The sequence below is a fragment of the Methylobacterium terricola genome (assembly GCF_006151805.1).
Lineage (GTDB): Bacteria > Pseudomonadota > Alphaproteobacteria > Rhizobiales > Beijerinckiaceae > Methylobacterium > Methylobacterium terricola.
This window is the reverse complement of the sequence record NZ_VDDA01000006.1, coordinates 174,072-190,565: the sequence shown is the minus strand read 5'-3', so window position 1 is coordinate 190,565 and position 16,494 is coordinate 174,072. Positions and strand designations below refer to the sequence as shown.

15 protein-coding genes and 1 pseudogene are annotated in these 16,494 nt (G+C 73.1%); 8 read left to right on the top strand and 8 right to left on the bottom strand.

Translation table 11 applies throughout. The annotated features are described in order from the left end of the window. Window positions 1-259: 259 nt before the first annotated feature. Window positions 260-979 (top strand): NAD-dependent deacylase, encoded by a 720-nt coding sequence (locus FF100_RS16510; protein WP_139036774.1) that lies wholly within the window; start codon window positions 260-262, stop codon window positions 977-979. Here FF100_RS16510 and FF100_RS16505 read toward each other — a convergent pair. After that, on the bottom strand, window positions 960-1,391 hold the full coding sequence (locus FF100_RS16505) for a hypothetical protein (protein WP_139036773.1): 432 nt from the start codon (window positions 1,389-1,391) through the stop codon (window positions 960-962). The two genes, FF100_RS16510 and FF100_RS16505, sit on opposite strands and share 20 nt — an antisense overlap. Before the next feature lie 133 nt (window positions 1,392-1,524). After that, window positions 1,525-3,360, bottom strand: coding sequence for an AsmA family protein (locus FF100_RS16500; RefSeq protein ID WP_139036772.1), 1,836 nt, complete (start codon window positions 3,358-3,360; stop codon window positions 1,525-1,527). Between the two features lie 298 nt (window positions 3,361-3,658). Here FF100_RS16500 and FF100_RS16495 point away from each other — a divergent pair, with 298 nt between their 5' ends. Together FF100_RS16495 and FF100_RS16490 are read left to right on the top strand one after the other, a co-directional pair. Further along, on the top strand, window positions 3,659-4,414 hold the full coding sequence (locus FF100_RS16495) for a CoA transferase subunit A (protein ID WP_139036771.1): 756 nt from the start codon (window positions 3,659-3,661) through the stop codon (window positions 4,412-4,414). A 22-nt stretch (window positions 4,415-4,436) separates the two neighbouring features. Further along, on the top strand, window positions 4,437-5,102 hold the full coding sequence (locus FF100_RS16490; RefSeq protein WP_048431309.1) for a 3-oxoacid CoA-transferase subunit B: 666 nt from the start codon (window positions 4,437-4,439) through the stop codon (window positions 5,100-5,102). A 201-nt stretch (window positions 5,103-5,303) separates the two neighbouring features. On the opposite strand, the gene FF100_RS16485 is transcribed toward FF100_RS16490, so the two are convergent. The 4 genes from FF100_RS16485 to FF100_RS16470 form a co-directional block, all read right to left on the bottom strand. Further along, entirely contained in the window at window positions 5,304-6,131 is an 828-nt protein-coding gene (locus FF100_RS16485; protein WP_139036770.1) for a phosphodiesterase, read from the bottom strand. Between the two features lie 378 nt (window positions 6,132-6,509). Then, the gene (locus tag FF100_RS16480) at window positions 6,510-7,838 is read right to left on the bottom strand and encodes an ABC transporter substrate-binding protein (RefSeq protein WP_139036769.1); all 1,329 of its coding nucleotides are present in this window, start codon (window positions 7,836-7,838) and stop codon (window positions 6,510-6,512) included. Between the two features lie 14 nt (window positions 7,839-7,852). Next, window positions 7,853-8,698 (bottom strand): carbohydrate ABC transporter permease, encoded by an 846-nt coding sequence (locus FF100_RS16475; RefSeq protein ID WP_171070197.1) that lies wholly within the window; start codon window positions 8,696-8,698, stop codon window positions 7,853-7,855. Next, entirely contained in the window at window positions 8,695-9,630 is a 936-nt protein-coding gene (locus FF100_RS16470; RefSeq protein WP_139036768.1) for a carbohydrate ABC transporter permease, read from the bottom strand. Before FF100_RS16470 ends, FF100_RS16475 begins: the two co-directional genes overlap by 4 nt. 441 nt (window positions 9,631-10,071) lie before the next feature. On the opposite strand from FF100_RS16470, the gene FF100_RS16465 reads away from it, so the two are divergent. From FF100_RS16465 to FF100_RS16455, 3 genes and pseudogenes are all read left to right on the top strand, one after another. Beyond that, on the top strand, window positions 10,072-11,556 hold the full coding sequence (locus FF100_RS16465; RefSeq protein ID WP_246102120.1) for an FAD-dependent monooxygenase: 1,485 nt from the start codon (window positions 10,072-10,074) through the stop codon (window positions 11,554-11,556). Between the two features lie 195 nt (window positions 11,557-11,751). Next, window positions 11,752-12,168 (top strand): annotated as a pseudogene (locus tag FF100_RS16460) (MerR family transcriptional regulator); the annotation flags it as partial. Between the two features lie 35 nt (window positions 12,169-12,203). Then, complete coding sequence (locus FF100_RS16455; protein WP_205824917.1) at window positions 12,204-12,413, top strand: carboxymuconolactone decarboxylase family protein; 210 nt, start codon at window positions 12,204-12,206, stop codon at window positions 12,411-12,413. Here the strand turns inward: FF100_RS16455 and FF100_RS16450 are convergent. After that, window positions 12,400-13,797: a cytochrome P450 gene (locus FF100_RS16450; protein ID WP_139036766.1), complete on the bottom strand. Its 1,398-nt coding sequence runs from the start codon at window positions 13,795-13,797 to the stop codon at window positions 12,400-12,402. The two genes, FF100_RS16455 and FF100_RS16450, sit on opposite strands and share 14 nt — an antisense overlap. A gap of 132 nt (window positions 13,798-13,929) precedes the next feature. On the opposite strand from FF100_RS16450, the gene FF100_RS16445 reads away from it, so the two are divergent. Together FF100_RS16445 and FF100_RS16440 are read left to right on the top strand one after the other, a co-directional pair. Next, a complete protein-coding gene (locus FF100_RS16445) occupies window positions 13,930-14,361 on the top strand; it encodes an RNA polymerase sigma factor region1.1 domain-containing protein (protein ID WP_139036765.1) in 432 nt (143 codons plus the stop codon). 60 nt (window positions 14,362-14,421) lie between these two features. Next, window positions 14,422-15,585: a carboxylate-amine ligase gene (locus tag FF100_RS16440; protein ID WP_139036764.1), complete on the top strand. Its 1,164-nt coding sequence runs from the start codon at window positions 14,422-14,424 to the stop codon at window positions 15,583-15,585. On the opposite strand, the gene FF100_RS16435 is transcribed toward FF100_RS16440, so the two are convergent. Beyond that, window positions 15,563-16,465: a LysR family transcriptional regulator gene (locus FF100_RS16435; RefSeq protein WP_139036763.1), complete on the bottom strand. Its 903-nt coding sequence runs from the start codon at window positions 16,463-16,465 to the stop codon at window positions 15,563-15,565. The genes FF100_RS16440 and FF100_RS16435 overlap by 23 nt on opposite strands. Between the last annotated feature and the right edge of the window lie 29 nt (window positions 16,466-16,494).

Sequence of the window (16,494 nt, the reverse complement as noted above, 5' to 3'; positions counted from 1 at the left end):
GACCCGAATTGTCCATGCCAAGAATTGATAAAGTCTCAACGGAGGTCACAGTCACGGCATCCGTGCGGTCCAGCGCCCGCATTGTTCTGCGGGGCGCGAGGTTTGCCACAATCGCCCGCGAATCATCCGCCCGCACCGGCCCACCGCCGCACCGGCGGGTCTTTCGCCGCGGGATGCCCCGGCACCGTCGGACGGGCTCGTCCGGACCCGCTGGACACGCCCGCATGGGCGCCGGCATGACGGGGCGGGAGGGCCGCGCATGACCATCTTCGTGCTGACCGGGGCCGGGATCTCGGCCGAGAGCGGGCTCGGCACCTTCCGGGATCCGGGCGGGCTGTGGCGGCGCTTCGACCCGATGCGCCTCGCCACGCCCGAGGCCTTCGCCCGCGAGCCCGAGGAGGTCCACGCCTTCTACAACCTGCGCCGGCAGGGCGTGCGGGAGGCCGCGCCCAACGCCGCCCATGCAGCGCTGGCGCGGCTGGAAGCGAGCCTCGCCGCCCGCGGCCGCCGGTTGTTCCTCTGCACCCAGAACGTCGACGACCTGCACGAGCGCGCCGGCTCCAGGACGGTGACCCACATGCACGGCGAGCTGATGCGGGCGCGCTGCACCGCCTGCGGCGCGGCGCGGGACTGGGCCGAGCCCTTGAGCCTCGACACCGCCTGCCCGGCCTGCGGGCGGCGGGGCGGGATGCGGCCGGACGTGGTGTGGTTCGGGGAGATGCCGCTCCATCTCGAGGCGATCGACGCGGCCCTCGACGAGGCCGCGCTGTTCGTCGCCATCGGCACCTCCGGGGCCGTCTACCCGGCGGCGGGCTTCGTGGCGCGGGCCCGCGCCGCCGGGATCCCGACCCACGAGATCAACCTCGCCCCCTCCGACACGGCCGGCCTGTTCGACACGGCGACTTACGGCCCGGCGACCCGGGCGGTGCCGGACTTCGTGGAGTCGATCCTTCGGGAGGTCAGCGGATCGAGACCATGACGTCGAGCTGGCCGGCCCCGCCGCCCGGGTCGATGGTCAGGCCCCGGCAGGCGTCGAGGCCCTCGTAGCCCTCGAAGGTCGTCGTCAGGCCCTCGACCTTGCGGGCCTTGCAGGTGGCCGGGGGCGTAGCGCGGGAAGGACGGCTCGGCGGCGACGCGCACGCTGCCGTGCTTGCCGCCTCGACGAGGCGGGCCACCGCCGGCCCCTGGGCCGGGCAATCGGGGACCAGGCGGGCGAAGCACCCGATGGGGCGGGCCTCGTTCATCGGCACGACCCAGAGATCCGGCGTCGCCGGCACCGCCGGGAATCCGTCCGGGGCCGGCTCCACCGCAGGAGGCGCCCGGACCGGCGCGCCGGCGCAGGGCAGGGCGGCGAGGGCTCCGATCCACGGGCCGGCGCGGCGGGGTCGCATCCGGGCCGGCATCGGGACGCGCCTCGGCAGCGTTCGCGAGAGTGGTGGCGGGTCTTGCGCCAAGCACCCGCGGCACGACGCGAATCCGGGCAGCCTTGCGGTGGCGGGCCCCCGCAAGGCTGCCCGGGGGTCGTCAGGGCAGGTAGGCGCTGGCGGCGGCGGGCAGGGTGGTGGCCGGCACGGTCTTGTCCAGCAGGCGGGCGGCCAGGGGCCGGAGGGTCGGGCGCAGCCACGGCCCCTCGATGGCGAAGGCCCCGGTCCGCCCGTCGGGCCCGGGCTCGATCCGGGCCTCGGCGCCCAGGCGCCGCTCGGCCAGGAAGACCCGGCCGCCGAGGCTCGCCGTCAGGCCTCCGCCGCGGACCAGGCCCTGGCCGATCTCCGCGACCCCATCGCTCACCGTCACGCTGACGCGGGCACGCTCGAAATGGGTGCGGCCGCCCCGGCGCAGGGCGGTGGCGGCGGCGTCGGGCCTCTGGGCGAGGTCGGCGAGGCTCAACCCGAGGATCTCCCCGCCCTCGACCGTGGCGGCAGCCCGGCCCCCGAGGCGGCCGACGAGGTCGGCGAGGCTCGATCCGGCGCTGTCGAGGGCGACCGAGGCTTGCGCCCGGCCGAGGATCCAGCGCGGCCAGCCGAGATCGGCGAACAGGCCGCCGAGGTCGATCCGGTCGGCGCTGCCCTGGAGCCGGGCGTCGAGGCCCGCCGGCAGGGCCGCGAGCGCCGCCCGGCCCTTGACGGTGCCGCCCTGCACGGTGGCGCGCCCGAGCGTCGCCTCGACGGTGCCGTCGCGCACCAGGAGGCCGGCGGCGACGTCCTGCGCCTCGATCGGGCCGAGGCGGGCCGACGCCGCGGAGAGCCGCAGGTCGAGGTCGCCGCTCGTGAGCCCGTCGAGGGCGAGCGGCGTCCGGCTCCAGGCGCCGCCGGGCTCGGGCTCGGGCACGAGGCCCGACAGGTCGAGCCGCTCGGCCGCCAGGGTGGCGGAGAGGTTGAGCCGCCCCCGCACCAGGGAGGCGGCGCCGGCGCCCTCGAGCCGGCTGTCGCCGACCCGCACCTGCAGCTCGGGCGATTCGACGGCGCCGGGGCGGGCGGTGAAGCGGCCGTCCAGGCTCACCGGGCCGGCGAGCGCGGCGGGGCCGGACGCGATCCCGAGCCAGGCCAGGGTGTCGGGCAGGGACGGGGTGGCGAAGCGGCCCTGGCCCGACAGCCGCGGGCCGGCCTCCTCCTTCGCGTCGGAGGCCTTCGCCCAGACCAGGGTGCCCTCGATCTCGGCGCTACCCTCGGCCGCCCTCGCCGCTGCAGCCCCCGGGCCGGCGGCGCTCCAGGCGAGGGCGACGGCCACCGGGGTCTCGGCGCCGGCGGCGAGCTCGCGCGGGCGCAGGTCCGAGAGCGTGAGCGTCGCCGGCACGCCGCGCCAGGTGAAGGCGGCGGAGAGGTCGAGGCCGGCGCTCGGGCGCGGCCAGTTCGCCATCAGGTTCAGGCCGGTGACCGTCTCGAGATGGCCCGTGCGGGGGTCGCGCCCGGTCAAGGTCGCGTCGACGAGGACGAGGCGGCGCAGGTGCCGGCCGCGGCCGGCGGCGACGCGGGTGGCGAGCCGGGCCGCCGGCTCGGCCCAGTCGCTGCCCGTCCCGTCCGGCAGGGCGATGCGGGCCCGGTCGAGGACGAGGCCGGTGATCTCCGGCCGGCCGGCGAGGAGCCCGGCGAGGCCGAGCTGCACCTGCAGGCCCTCGCTCGCGACGAGGTCGTGGCTGCCGCGGCGCAGCCGCACCCCGGTGAAGCTGAGGCGCGGGGCGGGCAGCAGGGTCAGGGTCGCGGGCCCCGTCACCGCGAGGCCGAGGCCGTAGCGCCGGGCCAGGTCCCGCTCCGCGAAGGCCGCCGCCCGCGGGGCGGCGATCGTCCAGGGCTGGGAGACGGCCGCGAGGGCGAGCACCGTGACGACGGCGCCGCTCAGGGCCAGGGTGGTTCGGCGCGACATCGCTCTCCGGCTGCCGGCGTGGACGAGAACTCGTGCGCCCCCCCGGGCGCCGCCCTGGCCGGATCTTTCCCGCCGGCGGCATACGCCTTCCCGGTTTCCCTATAATCCGTCGCACGCGCCTTGTCTCCCCGGCACGATGTTCCGTCTCCGTCCCGACCCTCCCCGAGCGGGACATTTTCCGCCGCCGCCCGGTGGTGCGGCGCCGCAACGGTGCTAAACAGGGCGGCGAGGCGCCGCATCCGTGCGGGACCAAGGGCGATCGCGCCCGGCGGCACCAGCCAATTTGGGGAAACGAGGGATGAAGAAGGTATACCCCGACGCCACCGCCGCCCTGGCGGGCGTCCTGCGGGACGGCATGACGATCATGGCCGGCGGCTTCGGCCTGTGCGGCATTCCCGACATCCTCATCGACGCGGTGCGCGAGAGCGGCGCCAAGGACCTCACGGTCATCTCGAACAATGCCGGCATCGACGGCGTCGGCCTCGGCGTGCTGCTCGAGACCCGCCAGATCAAGAAGATGATCTCGTCCTATGTCGGCGAGAACAAGACCTTCGCCAAGCAGTACCTCGCCGGCGAGCTCGAGATCGAGTTCAACCCGCAGGGCACGCTGGCCGAGCGCATCCGCGCCGGCGGCGCCGGCGTCCCGGCCTTCTTCACCAAGACCGGCGTCGGCACCCTGATCGCCGAGGGCAAGGAGACCCGGGAGTTCGACGGCGAGACCTACGTGATGGAGCGCGGCCTGTTCGCCGACGTCTCGCTGGTCCATGCCTGGAAGGGCGACCACGAGGGCAACCTCGTCTACCGGAAGACCGCCCGCAACTTCAACCCGATGATGGCCTCGGCGTCGCGCATGACCATCGCGCAGGTCGAGCACCTGGTGAAGCCCGGCGAGATCGACCCCGACCACATCATCACCCCCGGCGTGTTCGTGAAGCGGATGATCCACGTCCCGAACGCGGAGAAGCGCATCGAGCAGCGCACCACGCGCAAGCGTGCCGAGGCCGCGCCGAACGCCGAGCCCGCGCCCGCCCCGACGGGCGGCGGCGCCATCTGAACGAGCGAGAGAGGAGACCCCCATGGCCTGGACCCGCGACCAGATGGCGGCCCGCGCCGCCCGCGAGCTCGAGGACGGCTTCTACGTCAATCTCGGCATCGGCATCCCGACGCTGGTGTCGAACTACATCCCCGACGGCATGTCGGTGCAGCTCCAGTCCGAGAACGGGATGCTGGGCATGGGCCCGTTCCCGTACGAGGGCGAGGAGGACCCCGACCTCATCAATGCCGGCAAGCAGACCATCACCGAACTGCCGACCACGAGCTACTTCTCGTCGGCGGATTCCTTCGGGATGATCCGCGGCGGGCATATCGACCTGTCGATCCTCGGCGCCATGCAGGTGGCCCAGAACGGCGACCTCGCCAACTGGATGATCCCCGGCAAGATGGTGAAGGGGATGGGCGGCGCGATGGACCTCGTCGCCGGCGTCAAGAAGGTCGTCGTGGTGATGGAGCACGTCGCCAAGGCCAAGGACGGCTCCGAGTCGCCCAAGCTCCTGGAGGCCTGCGACCTGCCGCTGACCGGCACCCACGTGGTCGACATGGTGATCACCGATCTCGGCGTCTTCACCATCGACAAGAAGGGCGACGGCGGCATGAGCCTGATCGAGCTCGCCGACGGCGTCACCGAGGACGAGGTGCGGGCGAAGACGCAAGGTCAGTACCGCGTGGCGCTGAAGAACAGCTGATCACGGCGCTACCTCGGGGCTGCGTCTTCCGAGTAAAGCTCATCCCCCTCTCCCGTCTGGGAGAGGGGTCAGGGGTGAGGGTGGCGCGCTTCAGGATTAGGCACTGAACGGCACGCTGCCAGCATGATGCTCAGTGCTTTAAACGGAAGCGCGCCACCCTGCACGATCTTGTTCTGTTTCTATTGTCATTTTGACATTGCGTCAGTGCTGCCCCGGATACGCCGCGTCCAGCACGAACGGGTACGGCCCGTCGAAGGCCTCGACATAGACCATGTGGCTCACGATCCCGCTCTCCGGCGTGTAGCGGTGGAGCAGGTAGGCCGGCGGCTCGAAGACCAGGGCGCCCTCGTGCTTCGGGTCCAGGTCGAAGGCGACCTGATGGGTGACGCTCGGGGCGATCTGGGCGATCGTGCCGGCGTAGCGGGTCTGGATCGGCCGGTGGTGGTGGCCGCACAGGATCCGCTCGATGCAGGTCTCACCCGCGATCAACCGCCGGAATTCCGCCTCGCCGTCGAGGAGCCGGATCTCGTCCATGTGGACGAGGCCGCATGCGAAGGGCGGGTGGTGCATGAACACCAGGGTCGGGCGGCCGTCGCCGCCGGCGAGCGCCCGCTCCAGGAAGCCGAGGCGCTCGGAGCACAGGGCGCCGTGGCTCTGGCCCGCCACCAGCGTGTCGAGGGCGATCAGGCGGACCGGGTGATCCTCGACCGTGTACTGGATGAAGCCCTCGGTCGCGCCCGGCATCCAGGCCGCCGGCAGCACCTCCTGGAACGTCTCGCGCCGGTCGTGATTGCCGGGCACGACGTAGACCGGCATCGGCAGGCGGGCGAGCAGGGCGCGCAACGCCTCGTACTCCTCCGGAAGGCCGCAATCGGTGAGGTCGCCGGAGACCAGCACCAGGTCGGGCCGGGGATCGAGGGCGACGAGGTGCGCGACCGCGCGGGCGACCATCCTGTTGGTCTCGGAGACCCGGTAGGCCGGCAGCCCGCGGGGGCGCACGTGCAAGTCGGTGATCTGGGCGATGAGCATGGGTGGTGTCCGTTTATTCTTCGATCGCACCTCCCATTGCCGGACGAAGCAGGGCTGTCCGGCAAAGGAAGAAGCGCGGGTTTCTCCTCTCCCCGCGGGCGGGGAGAGGGCCGTGTTCCCGTTCAGGGAACGCGGCAAGCGCAGGCGCAGCCGGAGCGAGGGTGAGGGGGTGGTGCCGGATGAGGCTCCTCCGGAAACACCCCCTCACCCTCGCCCTGCGGGCTTGCTGCGCTTCCTGAACGGAAGCACAGCCCTCTCCCCGCCCGCGGGGAGAGGAAAGAACCCGCGCCACGACTCTTTCCCCGGACAGCCTTGCAAACGACAGGAGCGAAGCGGACGGGGATCCGGGAAGTGTGTGCGTCTAAGCCGAGACGCGCCTCACTCCGCGCCCGGCAGGCGCAGGGCGGTGTCCTCGACGTAGGGACGCATCAGGGCGTCGGCGGCCTTCTGGGCGGCGGTGAGCGCCTCCTTCGGCTGACGCTTGCCCGAGAGCACGGCCTGCAGCTCGTCCTCGATCGCCTTGCGCACCGGCACGGTGCGGTAGGTGGCGAACCACGGCTGCGCGTTGGCGAGCTGATCCACCGCGATCTTCGCGTCGGGGTTCTTCTCCAGGAACGCCTTCATCTCAGCTAAGTCGTAGGCCGCCTTGTTGGGGGCGAAGTAGCCCGTGGCGCGGCTCCACCAGCCCGACTTTTCGGCTGAGGTCAGCCACTGGATCAGGGTCCAGCCGGCGGCGCGCTTCTCCGGCGACAGGCCGGTCGGCTGCACCAGCGAGGCGCCGCCGATCGGCACCGCCTGGCGCACGTTCATCGGCACGAAGGCGACCTTGAACGGGAACTTGGCGGTGTCGCGGATGAAGGTGAGGGAGCCGGTCGAGATGATCATCATCGAGGCCTGGCCGGCCAGGAACGCGCCGGTCACCGCCGGGCCCTTCTGCTCGCCGGCCGGATGCACCTTGGCCTTGTGGACGAGGTCCGACCAGAAGGTGAGGGCGCCGAGCATCGTCGGGGTGTCGTAATAGACCTCGCCGCCGTAATCCCGGTTGTAGTATTGCCCGCCGTTGGACATGGTCAGGGCTTCGAGGATCCAGCCGCCGTAATCGTAGTTCGACGGCATCATCAGGCCCCAGCGGGTGGTGCGGTCGCCCTCGCGCTTCGTCAGCTTGCGGGCGGCGTCGTACAGCTCGGCCCAATTCCGCGGCGGCGTGTCGGGGTCGAGGCCGGCTTCCCTGAAGTGGTCGGCGTTGATGTAGAGCAGCGGGGTCGAGTTGTGGAACGGCACGCCGTAGACCTTGCGGTCGATCACGGCGTTGGGGAGGAGCGCCGGGAAGAACTGGCCCATGAAGGCCTCAGATGTCTTGCCCTCCTTGGCGATCAGGTCGTCCATCGGCGCGATCTCGCGCTCGATCGACAGGTCGGTGAGGAAGTTCGCCGACATGATCACGGCGGCCGGCGGCTTGCCGGCCTTGATCGCCGCGCGGGTCTTCAGGAGCGTGTCGTCGTAGGAGCCGGTGAAGACCGGGGTGGCCTTGATGTCCGGGTGGGAGTCGTTGAACTCCTTGATCAGCCCGGACATGTTGCGGGCGAGCGCCCCGTCGACCGGGACGGGGAAGAACAGCTCGATATCGGTCGCGAGCGCGGCGCGCGGCGCCGCGAGGCCGGCCGCCGCCACCAGGGCGAGGGCGGCGCCCTTCCACCAGGAAATCATGATGTGTTGTCCTCTTACTTGATGCCGGAGGCGAGGAAGCTGTTCACGAACCGGCGCTGGAAGATCAGGAAGGCGGCGAGCAGCGGCAGGCTGACCAGGAAGGTGCCGGCCGCGATCAGCCCCCAGGCCTGCATGCCCTCGGCGCTGAGCGTGAAGCTCGCCAGCCCGAGGGTGAGGGGCCGCCTGTCGGGAGAGTTGATGACCATCAGCGGCCACAGGAACTCGTTCCAGTGGCTGGTGACCGAGACGATCGAGAAGGCGACGAGGGCGGGTTTCGTCAGCGGCAGGTAGATGAGGCGGATGCGCGCCCACCAGCCGGCCCCGTCGATCATCGCGGCGTCTTCCAGCTCGCGCGGCACCTCGCGGAAGCTCTGACGCATCAGGAAGGTGCCGAAGGCGGTGGCGCAGTAGGGCGCCATCACGCCCGGCAGGGTGTCGTAGAGGCCCAAGGCCGCGATGGTCTTTAGGTTCGGCACCAGGAGCACCACCGGCACCAGCATCAGCTGCACCAGGAACAGGCCGAACAGGAACCCGCGGCCCGGGAATTCGAGGCGCGCGAAGACGTAGCCGGCGAGCGAGGCGGTGACGAGCTGCACCGCGAGGATGCCGGCGCAGATCACGAGCGAGTTCAGGAAGTAGAGCGGGAAATCGGCCGAGGCCCAGGCCTCGGCGAAGTTGGCGAGCGTCGGCGTCAGCGAGGGCAGGAGCGAGGCGTCGGCGCCCGACCCGGCCGGCCGGAACGCCGCCACCAGCATCCACCAGAACGGCACCGCCCAGACCAGCGCGAGGCCGGCGACGACGAAGCGGGCGATGGAGGGCGTGACCTCGCGGGTCACGGGACCGGACGAGGGGGCGCTCATCGGGCCGCCTCCGGGCCCTGGCCGCGGGCGAGCGACAGGCCGGTGAGCACGGCGAGCAGCCCCAGCGTCACCACCGTGGCGGCGGCGGCGCGGCCGGCATCGTAGCGCTCGGCGGCCTGCTCGTAGATGTAGAACAGGAGGAGCTTCGTCGCGTCCGAGGGCCCGCCCTTGGTCAGCACGAAGACGTGGTCGACCTGCGTCACCGCGTTGAGGAGCGCGATCACCCCGACGAAGGCGAAGGTCGGGCGCAAGCCCGGCAGCGTGACGAAGCGCAGGCGCTGCCAGGGACCTGCGCCGTCGAGGAGCGCGGCCTCCCGGGCCTCGTCGGGGATCGCCTGCAGGCCGGCCAGGATGAACAGCATGTAGTAGCCGGCATTCTTCCACACGGTCAGCACCGTGATGGCGGCGAGCGCCAGATCCGGGTCGCCGAGCCAGTTGGCACCGGGCAGCCCGAGCCGGGCGAGGTGGTAGTCGATCAGCCCGATCCCGGGCAGGAACAGGAACAGGAACAGCGCGGCGGCGGCCACCAGCGGGATCATCACCGGCAGGAAGAACACCGCCCGCATCACGGCCCGCACCCGGCCGGCGCCGTTGAGCGCCAGCGCGAAGGCGAGCGCCAGGACCAGGCTCGGCACCACCGTGCCCAGCGCGTAGAGAGCGTTGTTGAGGAGCGCGCGCTGGAAGGTCGGGTCGGCGAACAGAGCCGCGAAGTTGGCCAAGCCCACGAATCGGGTGCCCCGGCGCGTGACCGCGTGGGTCGCGTCCCACAGGACCTCGACCACCGGCCAGTAGGTGAACAGGGCGAGGAAGACGAGCGACGGGCTGAGCAGCGCGAGCGGCAGGAGCAGGCCGGCGCCGGGCCGGCGCGCGGCCCGCGCGACGGGGGGCCCGGCCGGAGCGGCCGCCGGAATCGTATCGAGGACGTGGGTCAAGGGGTCCGCCGGAGATGTCGTGACCGCCGCGTCATCGGGCGGTTTCGTGACAGGCGGATGAAATCGCCGATGGCCCGGGGCGTATTGACAGCCGATCCGGTGCGCTTGGCCGGCGCCGGCCGCTGTCTCGGTCGTAGGTCGGCAAGTTGCCGGCGGTAGAATTTTATCGATAAAACGACGCCCCTCACGGGCATGGCGCGGCCCCGGCCTGCAAGATCTTGCAGGTTTGCCCCGGGGAGGGCCGCGATGACGCCGCGGAACTGGGCGAGGCTCCGACAACTGTCGCCGGCCTCAGCCCAACGGTCGACCGACGCCTCCCTTCGGTCCCGCTCCCCCGGTCACGACGATCGTGTAGCCTGGCCTCGCGACGGCCAGGCGGGCCAGCGGCCCGCGCGATCCCCGGCCGTCGGAGACGAGGCCGCGCGACCCGGGAGACGATTCGTGACATCCTCCGTCCTCATCGTCGGCGCCGGCCCGGTCGGGCTGACCCTCGCCTCCGAGCTCGCGCGCTACGGCGTCCCTTTGCGCCTCGTCGACAGGGCGCCGCAGCGCACCGACCAATCCAGGGCGCTGGTGCTGTGGAGCCGCACCCTGGAGCTGCTCGACCGCGGGGCTGCCGGCGGCGCCGCGCCCTTCGTCGCGGCGGGATTCAGGATCGCCGGCGTGTCCGTCTTGGCGGGCGAGACGGTCGTCGGCCGCGTGACGATGGACGCGGTCCCGAGCGCCCACGCCTACGCCCTCGCCCTCCCGCAATCCGAGACCGAGCGCCTGCTGGAGGAGCGCCTGGCCGGGCAGGGCGTGGCGGTGGAGCGCCGCACCGCGGCGGACGCCGTCACGGTCGGCCCCGACGGCGTCGCGGCGGTGCTGCGGCACGCCGACGGTCGCGAGGAGCGGGTCCGGGCGGACTGGCTCGTCGGCTGCGACGGCGCCCACAGCACGGTGCGCCACGCGCTCGGCCTGCCCTTCGCGGGCGAGACGCTGCCGAGCGACTGGATCCTCGCCGACCTGCACATGACCGGCTACCCGCGCCCGGACACCGAGGCGTCGGTCCACTGGCACCGGGACGGCGTGCTGCTGATCTTTCCGATCCGGCCCGGCCGCTACCGGATCATCGCCGACACGCCCCAGACCGACGCCGAGGCCGCGCCGGCGCCGACCCTCGACGACGTGCGGAGGCTGGTCGACCGGCGCGGCCCCGCCGGCACGCGCCTGTCCGATCCGGTCTGGCTCGCGGGCTTCCGGATCAACGGCCGCAAGGTCGCCGCGTACCGGCAGGGGCGGGCGTTCCTGGCCGGCGACGCGGCCCACATCCACAGCCCCGCCGGTGGCCAGGGCATGAACACGGGCATGCAGGATGCCGTCAACCTCGCCTGGAAGCTGGCGCTGGTGGCCCACGGCCGGGCCGACGCAGCCCTGCTCGACAGCTACAGCCCGGAGCGCAGCCGCGTCGGCGACGACGTGCTGAAGGCGGCCGAGCGGCTGACCCGCGTCGCCACCCTGACGAATCCGATCGCGCAGGGCGTGCGCAACGCGGTCGCCCGCCTGGTGCTCGGCCTGCCGCGCCTCGCCCACGGGATCGCCGACACGATGGCGGAGGTCGCGATCCACTACGGCGCGTCGCCGCTGAACGGCCCGGGCGTTACCGGCTGGCTGCGGCCCGGCGCGCGCGTGCCGCCGGTCCCCGGGCAGGTCCCGGTCGGGGCGGGACCGGCGCCGCGTTTCGTCCTGTTCGCCGAGCCCTCCGCCGCCGTCGCCGCCTTGCCGCAGGCCTTCGCCGGCCTCGTCGATCCGGAGATCCGCCCGGCCCTGCATAACGGCACGGTCGCGCTGGTGCGCCCGGACGGCTACCTCGCCTGCGCGACCCCGGACCCGGCCGCGGTCGCCGGCTATCTCGCCCGCCTCGCGGCGCCAGACCGGATGGACTGACAGGATCTCGCCGACGCGCGGCCGGTCGGGGACGCTCGGCGGGGAGAGGAGAATGTGTGCGTCTCGTCTTGCACCCGAACTGTCCGGCGCAGCGCCCGGACGATCGCGCATGGTCGGGCCTTGACTGAGAGTGCACTCGAACCCGTAGCCTCTCCCTCATCCGGCGCGGAGGGGGCGCGACCCGAGGGCATCGGCATGAAGATCGGCGAACTCGCACGGCATTCCGGCCTCTCGGCCCACACGCTGCGCTACTACGAGAGGATCGGGCTGCTGCCCTGCGCGAGTCGGGACCGGTCGGGGCAGCGCGATTACGACGCCGCCATCCTGTCCTGGATCGCCTTCCTGAGGCGGCTCAAGACGACCGCGATGCCGATCCGGGACATGCGGCTCTACGCGGCGCTGCGCGACGGCGGCCCCGGGACGGAAGCGGACAGGCGCGCGCTGCTGGAGGCCCATCGCGACCGCGTCCGGGCGCAGGTCGCGGAGCTGCAGGCCAGCCTCCTCGTGCTGGACGCGAAGATCGCCGGCTATGGCACCCACACCGAGAGGAGCGACGACGATGACGCCACCCATTCCGAGCGACGGCGAGAGCCGGCTCGCGCGCGGCCAGCGCGCGCGCTGAGATCGACGGCGAGGCGGGGCACGCCGTGGCGGCGGCGCCCGCCGACATCGCGCCGGACTTCGCCACCTCCCTGTTCGAGTTCCCCTTCGGCGACATCTGTTCCCGGCCCGGCCTCGACCTGCGCGCCCGCGAGATCGCCACCCATGCCGGGTTCCCGGCCGCCCTCAACGGCCTCTTCGCGGCCAAGGCGGTGTTCGCGCGCCGGTTCCCGCCGAAGGATTTCAGCGCGGGGTGACCCGCATCGGCATCCCCTCCGCCGGGCGCAAGGTGATGCGCTGCTTGAGCACCGGCAGGTAGCCGGGCCTGAGCGAGAAGCGCAAGCTGCGGATCAGCACCGCCAGGATCGCCACCGCCTCGGAGAGCGCGAAGCCCATACCGATGCAGATCCGGGGACCGGCCGCGAAGGGCAGGTAGGCGTAGCGGTCGCGGGCCTTGGCGGCCTCGGGGGCGAAGCGGGTCGGGTCGAAGCGCTCCGGCTCGTCCCACAGGGCGGCGTGGCGGTGCACGGCGTAGATCGGGATGGTGATCGGCGTGCCGGCCTTGACCGGCGTCCCGTCGAGGTCGACGTCGCGCAAAGCGCCGCGGACCACCACCGGCACCGGCGGGTAGAGCCGCATCGCCTCGAGGATCACCTGGCGGGTATAGGGCAGGGCGTCGACATGGTCGGCCGTCAGCGCGGCCCCGCCGGTCACCGCCTCGACCTCGGCGGCGACCAGCGCCTCGGCCTCCGGGTGGTGGGCGAGGAGGTAGAACGCCCAGGTCAGGGCAAGCGCCGTGGTCTCGTGGCCGGCGGTCACGAAGGTGAGCAGGTTGTCGGCGACGTCGCGGTCGTCCATCGCCTGGCCGGTCTCCGGGTCGCGGGCGGCGAGCAGCAGGCTCATCAGGTCGTTGCGCCCCTCCGTGCCGGTGCGGCGGCCCTCCGCGGCGAGGCGGAACAGCGCGTCGCGCAGGTACATCTTGGCCCGCTCGGCCTTGGCCCGGCCGGGATAGGGCATCCAGGCCGGGGCGCGCAGCAGCGTGAGGCCGAAGATCCAGCTGGTCGCTTCGAGGTAGTCGGTGATGCCGCGCTCGACCCGGGCGGCGTCGATGGCGCCGTGGCCCGACAGCATCGTCTCGACGATGATCTCGAAGGTGGTGCGCATCATCGTCTGGGCGATGTCGACCTCGGCGCCGGGATCGGCGGCCAGCGCGTCGCGGGTGCGCTCGGCGGCAGCGATCATCGCCGGCACGAAGCTGCGGATGCGCTCGGCCCGGAAGATCGGCGCCGCCGCCCGGCGCTGCCAGCGCCAGCGCGCCCCGTCGGCGGTCAGGATCGCGTCGCCCAAAGCCGGCGAGAGGGCGCGGCGCAGGACCTCCGACTTCTCGAACGCGTCGGCATCGTCGACCATCACCCGGCGGATCAGGTTCGGCGCCATCACGAACAGGCTGGTATTGCCGAGGAAGTCGGAGACGTAGAGCGGCTCGCGGTAGATCGCCTCGGGCCAGGCCTCGAGCGGGTTGCGCACGATGGCGCGGAACAGCCGCCACGGTCCGAGCGGCTTCTCCGGCGGGGTGATCCGGGCGAGGACCGGCCGGGACCCCTCGGGGGCCGGACGGAAATGGGACGGATGCGCGTTCATGGCTCGCCTGGGTTCGGTCCCGACGTCAGACCGGGAGCCTGGGTCTTGTCTTACCCCATCTGGGCGCGAGCGTGACGGGGAAACGGAGGCGGGCCTGTGCGCGTTGGCACGGACGAGAGACGGAGCCCCGTGATGCAGGCCGCCTTCGACCGCACCACCCTCGACCGCCTGATCGCCCTCGGCCGGAGCCGCGGCGGCCTCGGCCCCGACGACCTGCGCCAGGCGCTGCCGGTCGACCGGATGAGCGCCGAGGACATCGCCCTGGTGCTGATCGAACTGGAGGAGGCCGGAGTTCCGGTGGATCCGGACGAGGTTCTGCTTCAGCAAGGCCGCCCGCTGCCCCCCGGCGGCGCGGTCCGGCTGCCGGAGCCGCCGGCCCCCGCCGCCGCGCCGCCTCCGGCCCCCGAATCGCCGCCCGCCGCGATGGCGGCGCCGGGCCCGAGCCCCCGCCAGGCCGCACCCGGGCCGGCGCAGGGCGGCGCGCACCGGGCGGTGGTGTGGGCGGGCCTCGCGGCCCTCCTCCTCGCCCTCGCGGTCCTCGCCGTGTGGGCGATGCGGGGCTGACGGCGTGGCCGGCTCGTCGCCGGCCCCTATATCCTCGACCTCTCGGAGAATCCTGCATCCATGACCGGCCCCGCCTACCGCTTCGGCATCGAGGAGGAGTTCTTCCTGGCGGATGCCGCGACCCGCGGGACGCCGAACCGCGGCGTGCGCGGCTTCCACGCCGCCGCCAAGGCCCTGCTGCCGGCGGCCGAGCGCGAATTGCTGCGGAGCCAGATCGAGATCGCGACCCCGCCGGCCACCGCGGCGGCGGAGGCGCGGGCCGGTCTCGCGTCCTTGCGCCGGAGCCTCGCCGAGATCGGGCGGGCGCACGGCATCCTGGTCTTCGGCGCCGGCACCCATCCGGGCGCCGCCTGGGACGCGCAACGCCCGACCGACGGGGCGCGCTACCACGGCATCCTCGACGAGGTGCGGATGATCGGGCAGCGCACCCTGGTCAGCGGCATGCACGTCCATGTCGAGGTGGCGCGGCCCGATGGCCGGGTCGACCTGATGAACCGGCTGCTGCCGTTCCTGCCGGCTTTGCTCGCGCTCTCGGTCTCGTCGCCGTTCTGGCAGGGGCGCGACACCGGCCTGTGCGGCTACCGCCTCAGCGTGTTCGGCGAGATGCCGCGCACCGGCCTGCCCGACCTGTTCGCCAGCCAGGCCGAGTTCGAGCGCTACGTCGCGGTGATGCAGGCCGCCGGCGCGATCCAGGATGCGAGCTTCCTGTGGTGGCACCTGCGGCCCTCGATCCGCTACCCGACCCTGGAGCTGCGCATCGCCGACAGCTGCACCCGGGTGGACGACGCGGTGGCGATCGCCGGCCTCTATCGCTGCCTCGTGCGCGCCGCGGAGCGCCGCCCGGACCTGAATGCCGGCCTCGACGGGGTCGCCCGGGCGGTGATCCGCGAGAACCTGTGGCGGGCCCAGCGCGACGGCGTGCACGCCGCCCTGATCGATGCGGAGGCCGGGCGCGCGGTGCCGTTCGGTGAGGCGCTGGAGGCGGTGCTGGCGCTGGTGGCCGAGGATGCCGAGGCCTTGGGCTGCACGGAAGCCCTCGACGAGGCCCGCCGCATCGTCCGCGACGGCACCAGCGCCGACCGTCAGCGCGCGGCCTATGCCGCGGGCCGGGGCGGGGACGGGGCGGACGAGGCCGGCATCGCCGCGGTGGTCGATGCGCTGGCGCGGGAGACCGAGGGGCGGGCCGTGGAGGGCAGGGTGGTCACTCCCGCGCCGCCCCGATGAACGCGACGAAGGCCCTGAGCGGCGCCGGCAGGTAGCGCCGGCCCGGATAGTACAGGAACGGCCCGGAGAAGCGCGGCCACCACGGTTCCAGGACCGGTTCCAGCGCCCCACGGTCGAGATGCGGCCGCAGCCAGTCCTCGAACAGGGTGACGATTCCGACGCCCGCCAGCGCCGCGTCGACCGCCAGATCCGTGGCGGTGCCGACCCGCACGGTGAGCGGGCCGGTCGGCTCGATCCGCACGGTCTCGCCGTCGCGCTCGAACTCCCACTCGGTCACCGCGCCGCTGGCGAAGCGGCCGCGCAGGCAGGCATGCTCCAGGAGGTCGCGCGGGTGCAGCGGCCGCCCGCGCCGGTCGAGATAGGCCGGCGCCGCGGCGGTGGCGAAACGCTGCATGCGCGGGCCGATCGGCACCGCGATCATGTCCGGCTCCAGCCGCTCCTCGTAGCGGATGCCGGCGTCGCAGCCCGCCGCCAGCACGTCGACGAACCCGTCCTCGGCGATCACGTCGAGGTGGATGTCGGGATAGGCGGCGAGGAAGGCCGGGACGATCCGGGGCAGCACCAGCCGCGCCGCGCTCACCGGCACGTTGAGGCGCAAGGTCCCGGCCGGGCGGTCGCGAAAGCCGTTGACCACGTCGAGGGCGGCCGCGACCTCGTCGAGGGCGGGCTTCAGCCGTTCGAGCAGCCGCGCCCCGGCCTCGGTCGGCGCGACGCTGCGGGTGGTCCGGTGGAGCAGCCGGACGCCGAACCCGGCCTCGAGCCGGCGCAAAGCCTCGCTCAGGGACGAGGCGCTGGTGTTGCGCAGCCGCGCCGCCTCGCGGAAGCCGCCGGCCTCCGCCACCGCCACGAAGGCGGCCAGGTCGCTCAGATCCGCCGCCATCGTTCGCCATCCCGCACAGCCCGTCCGGA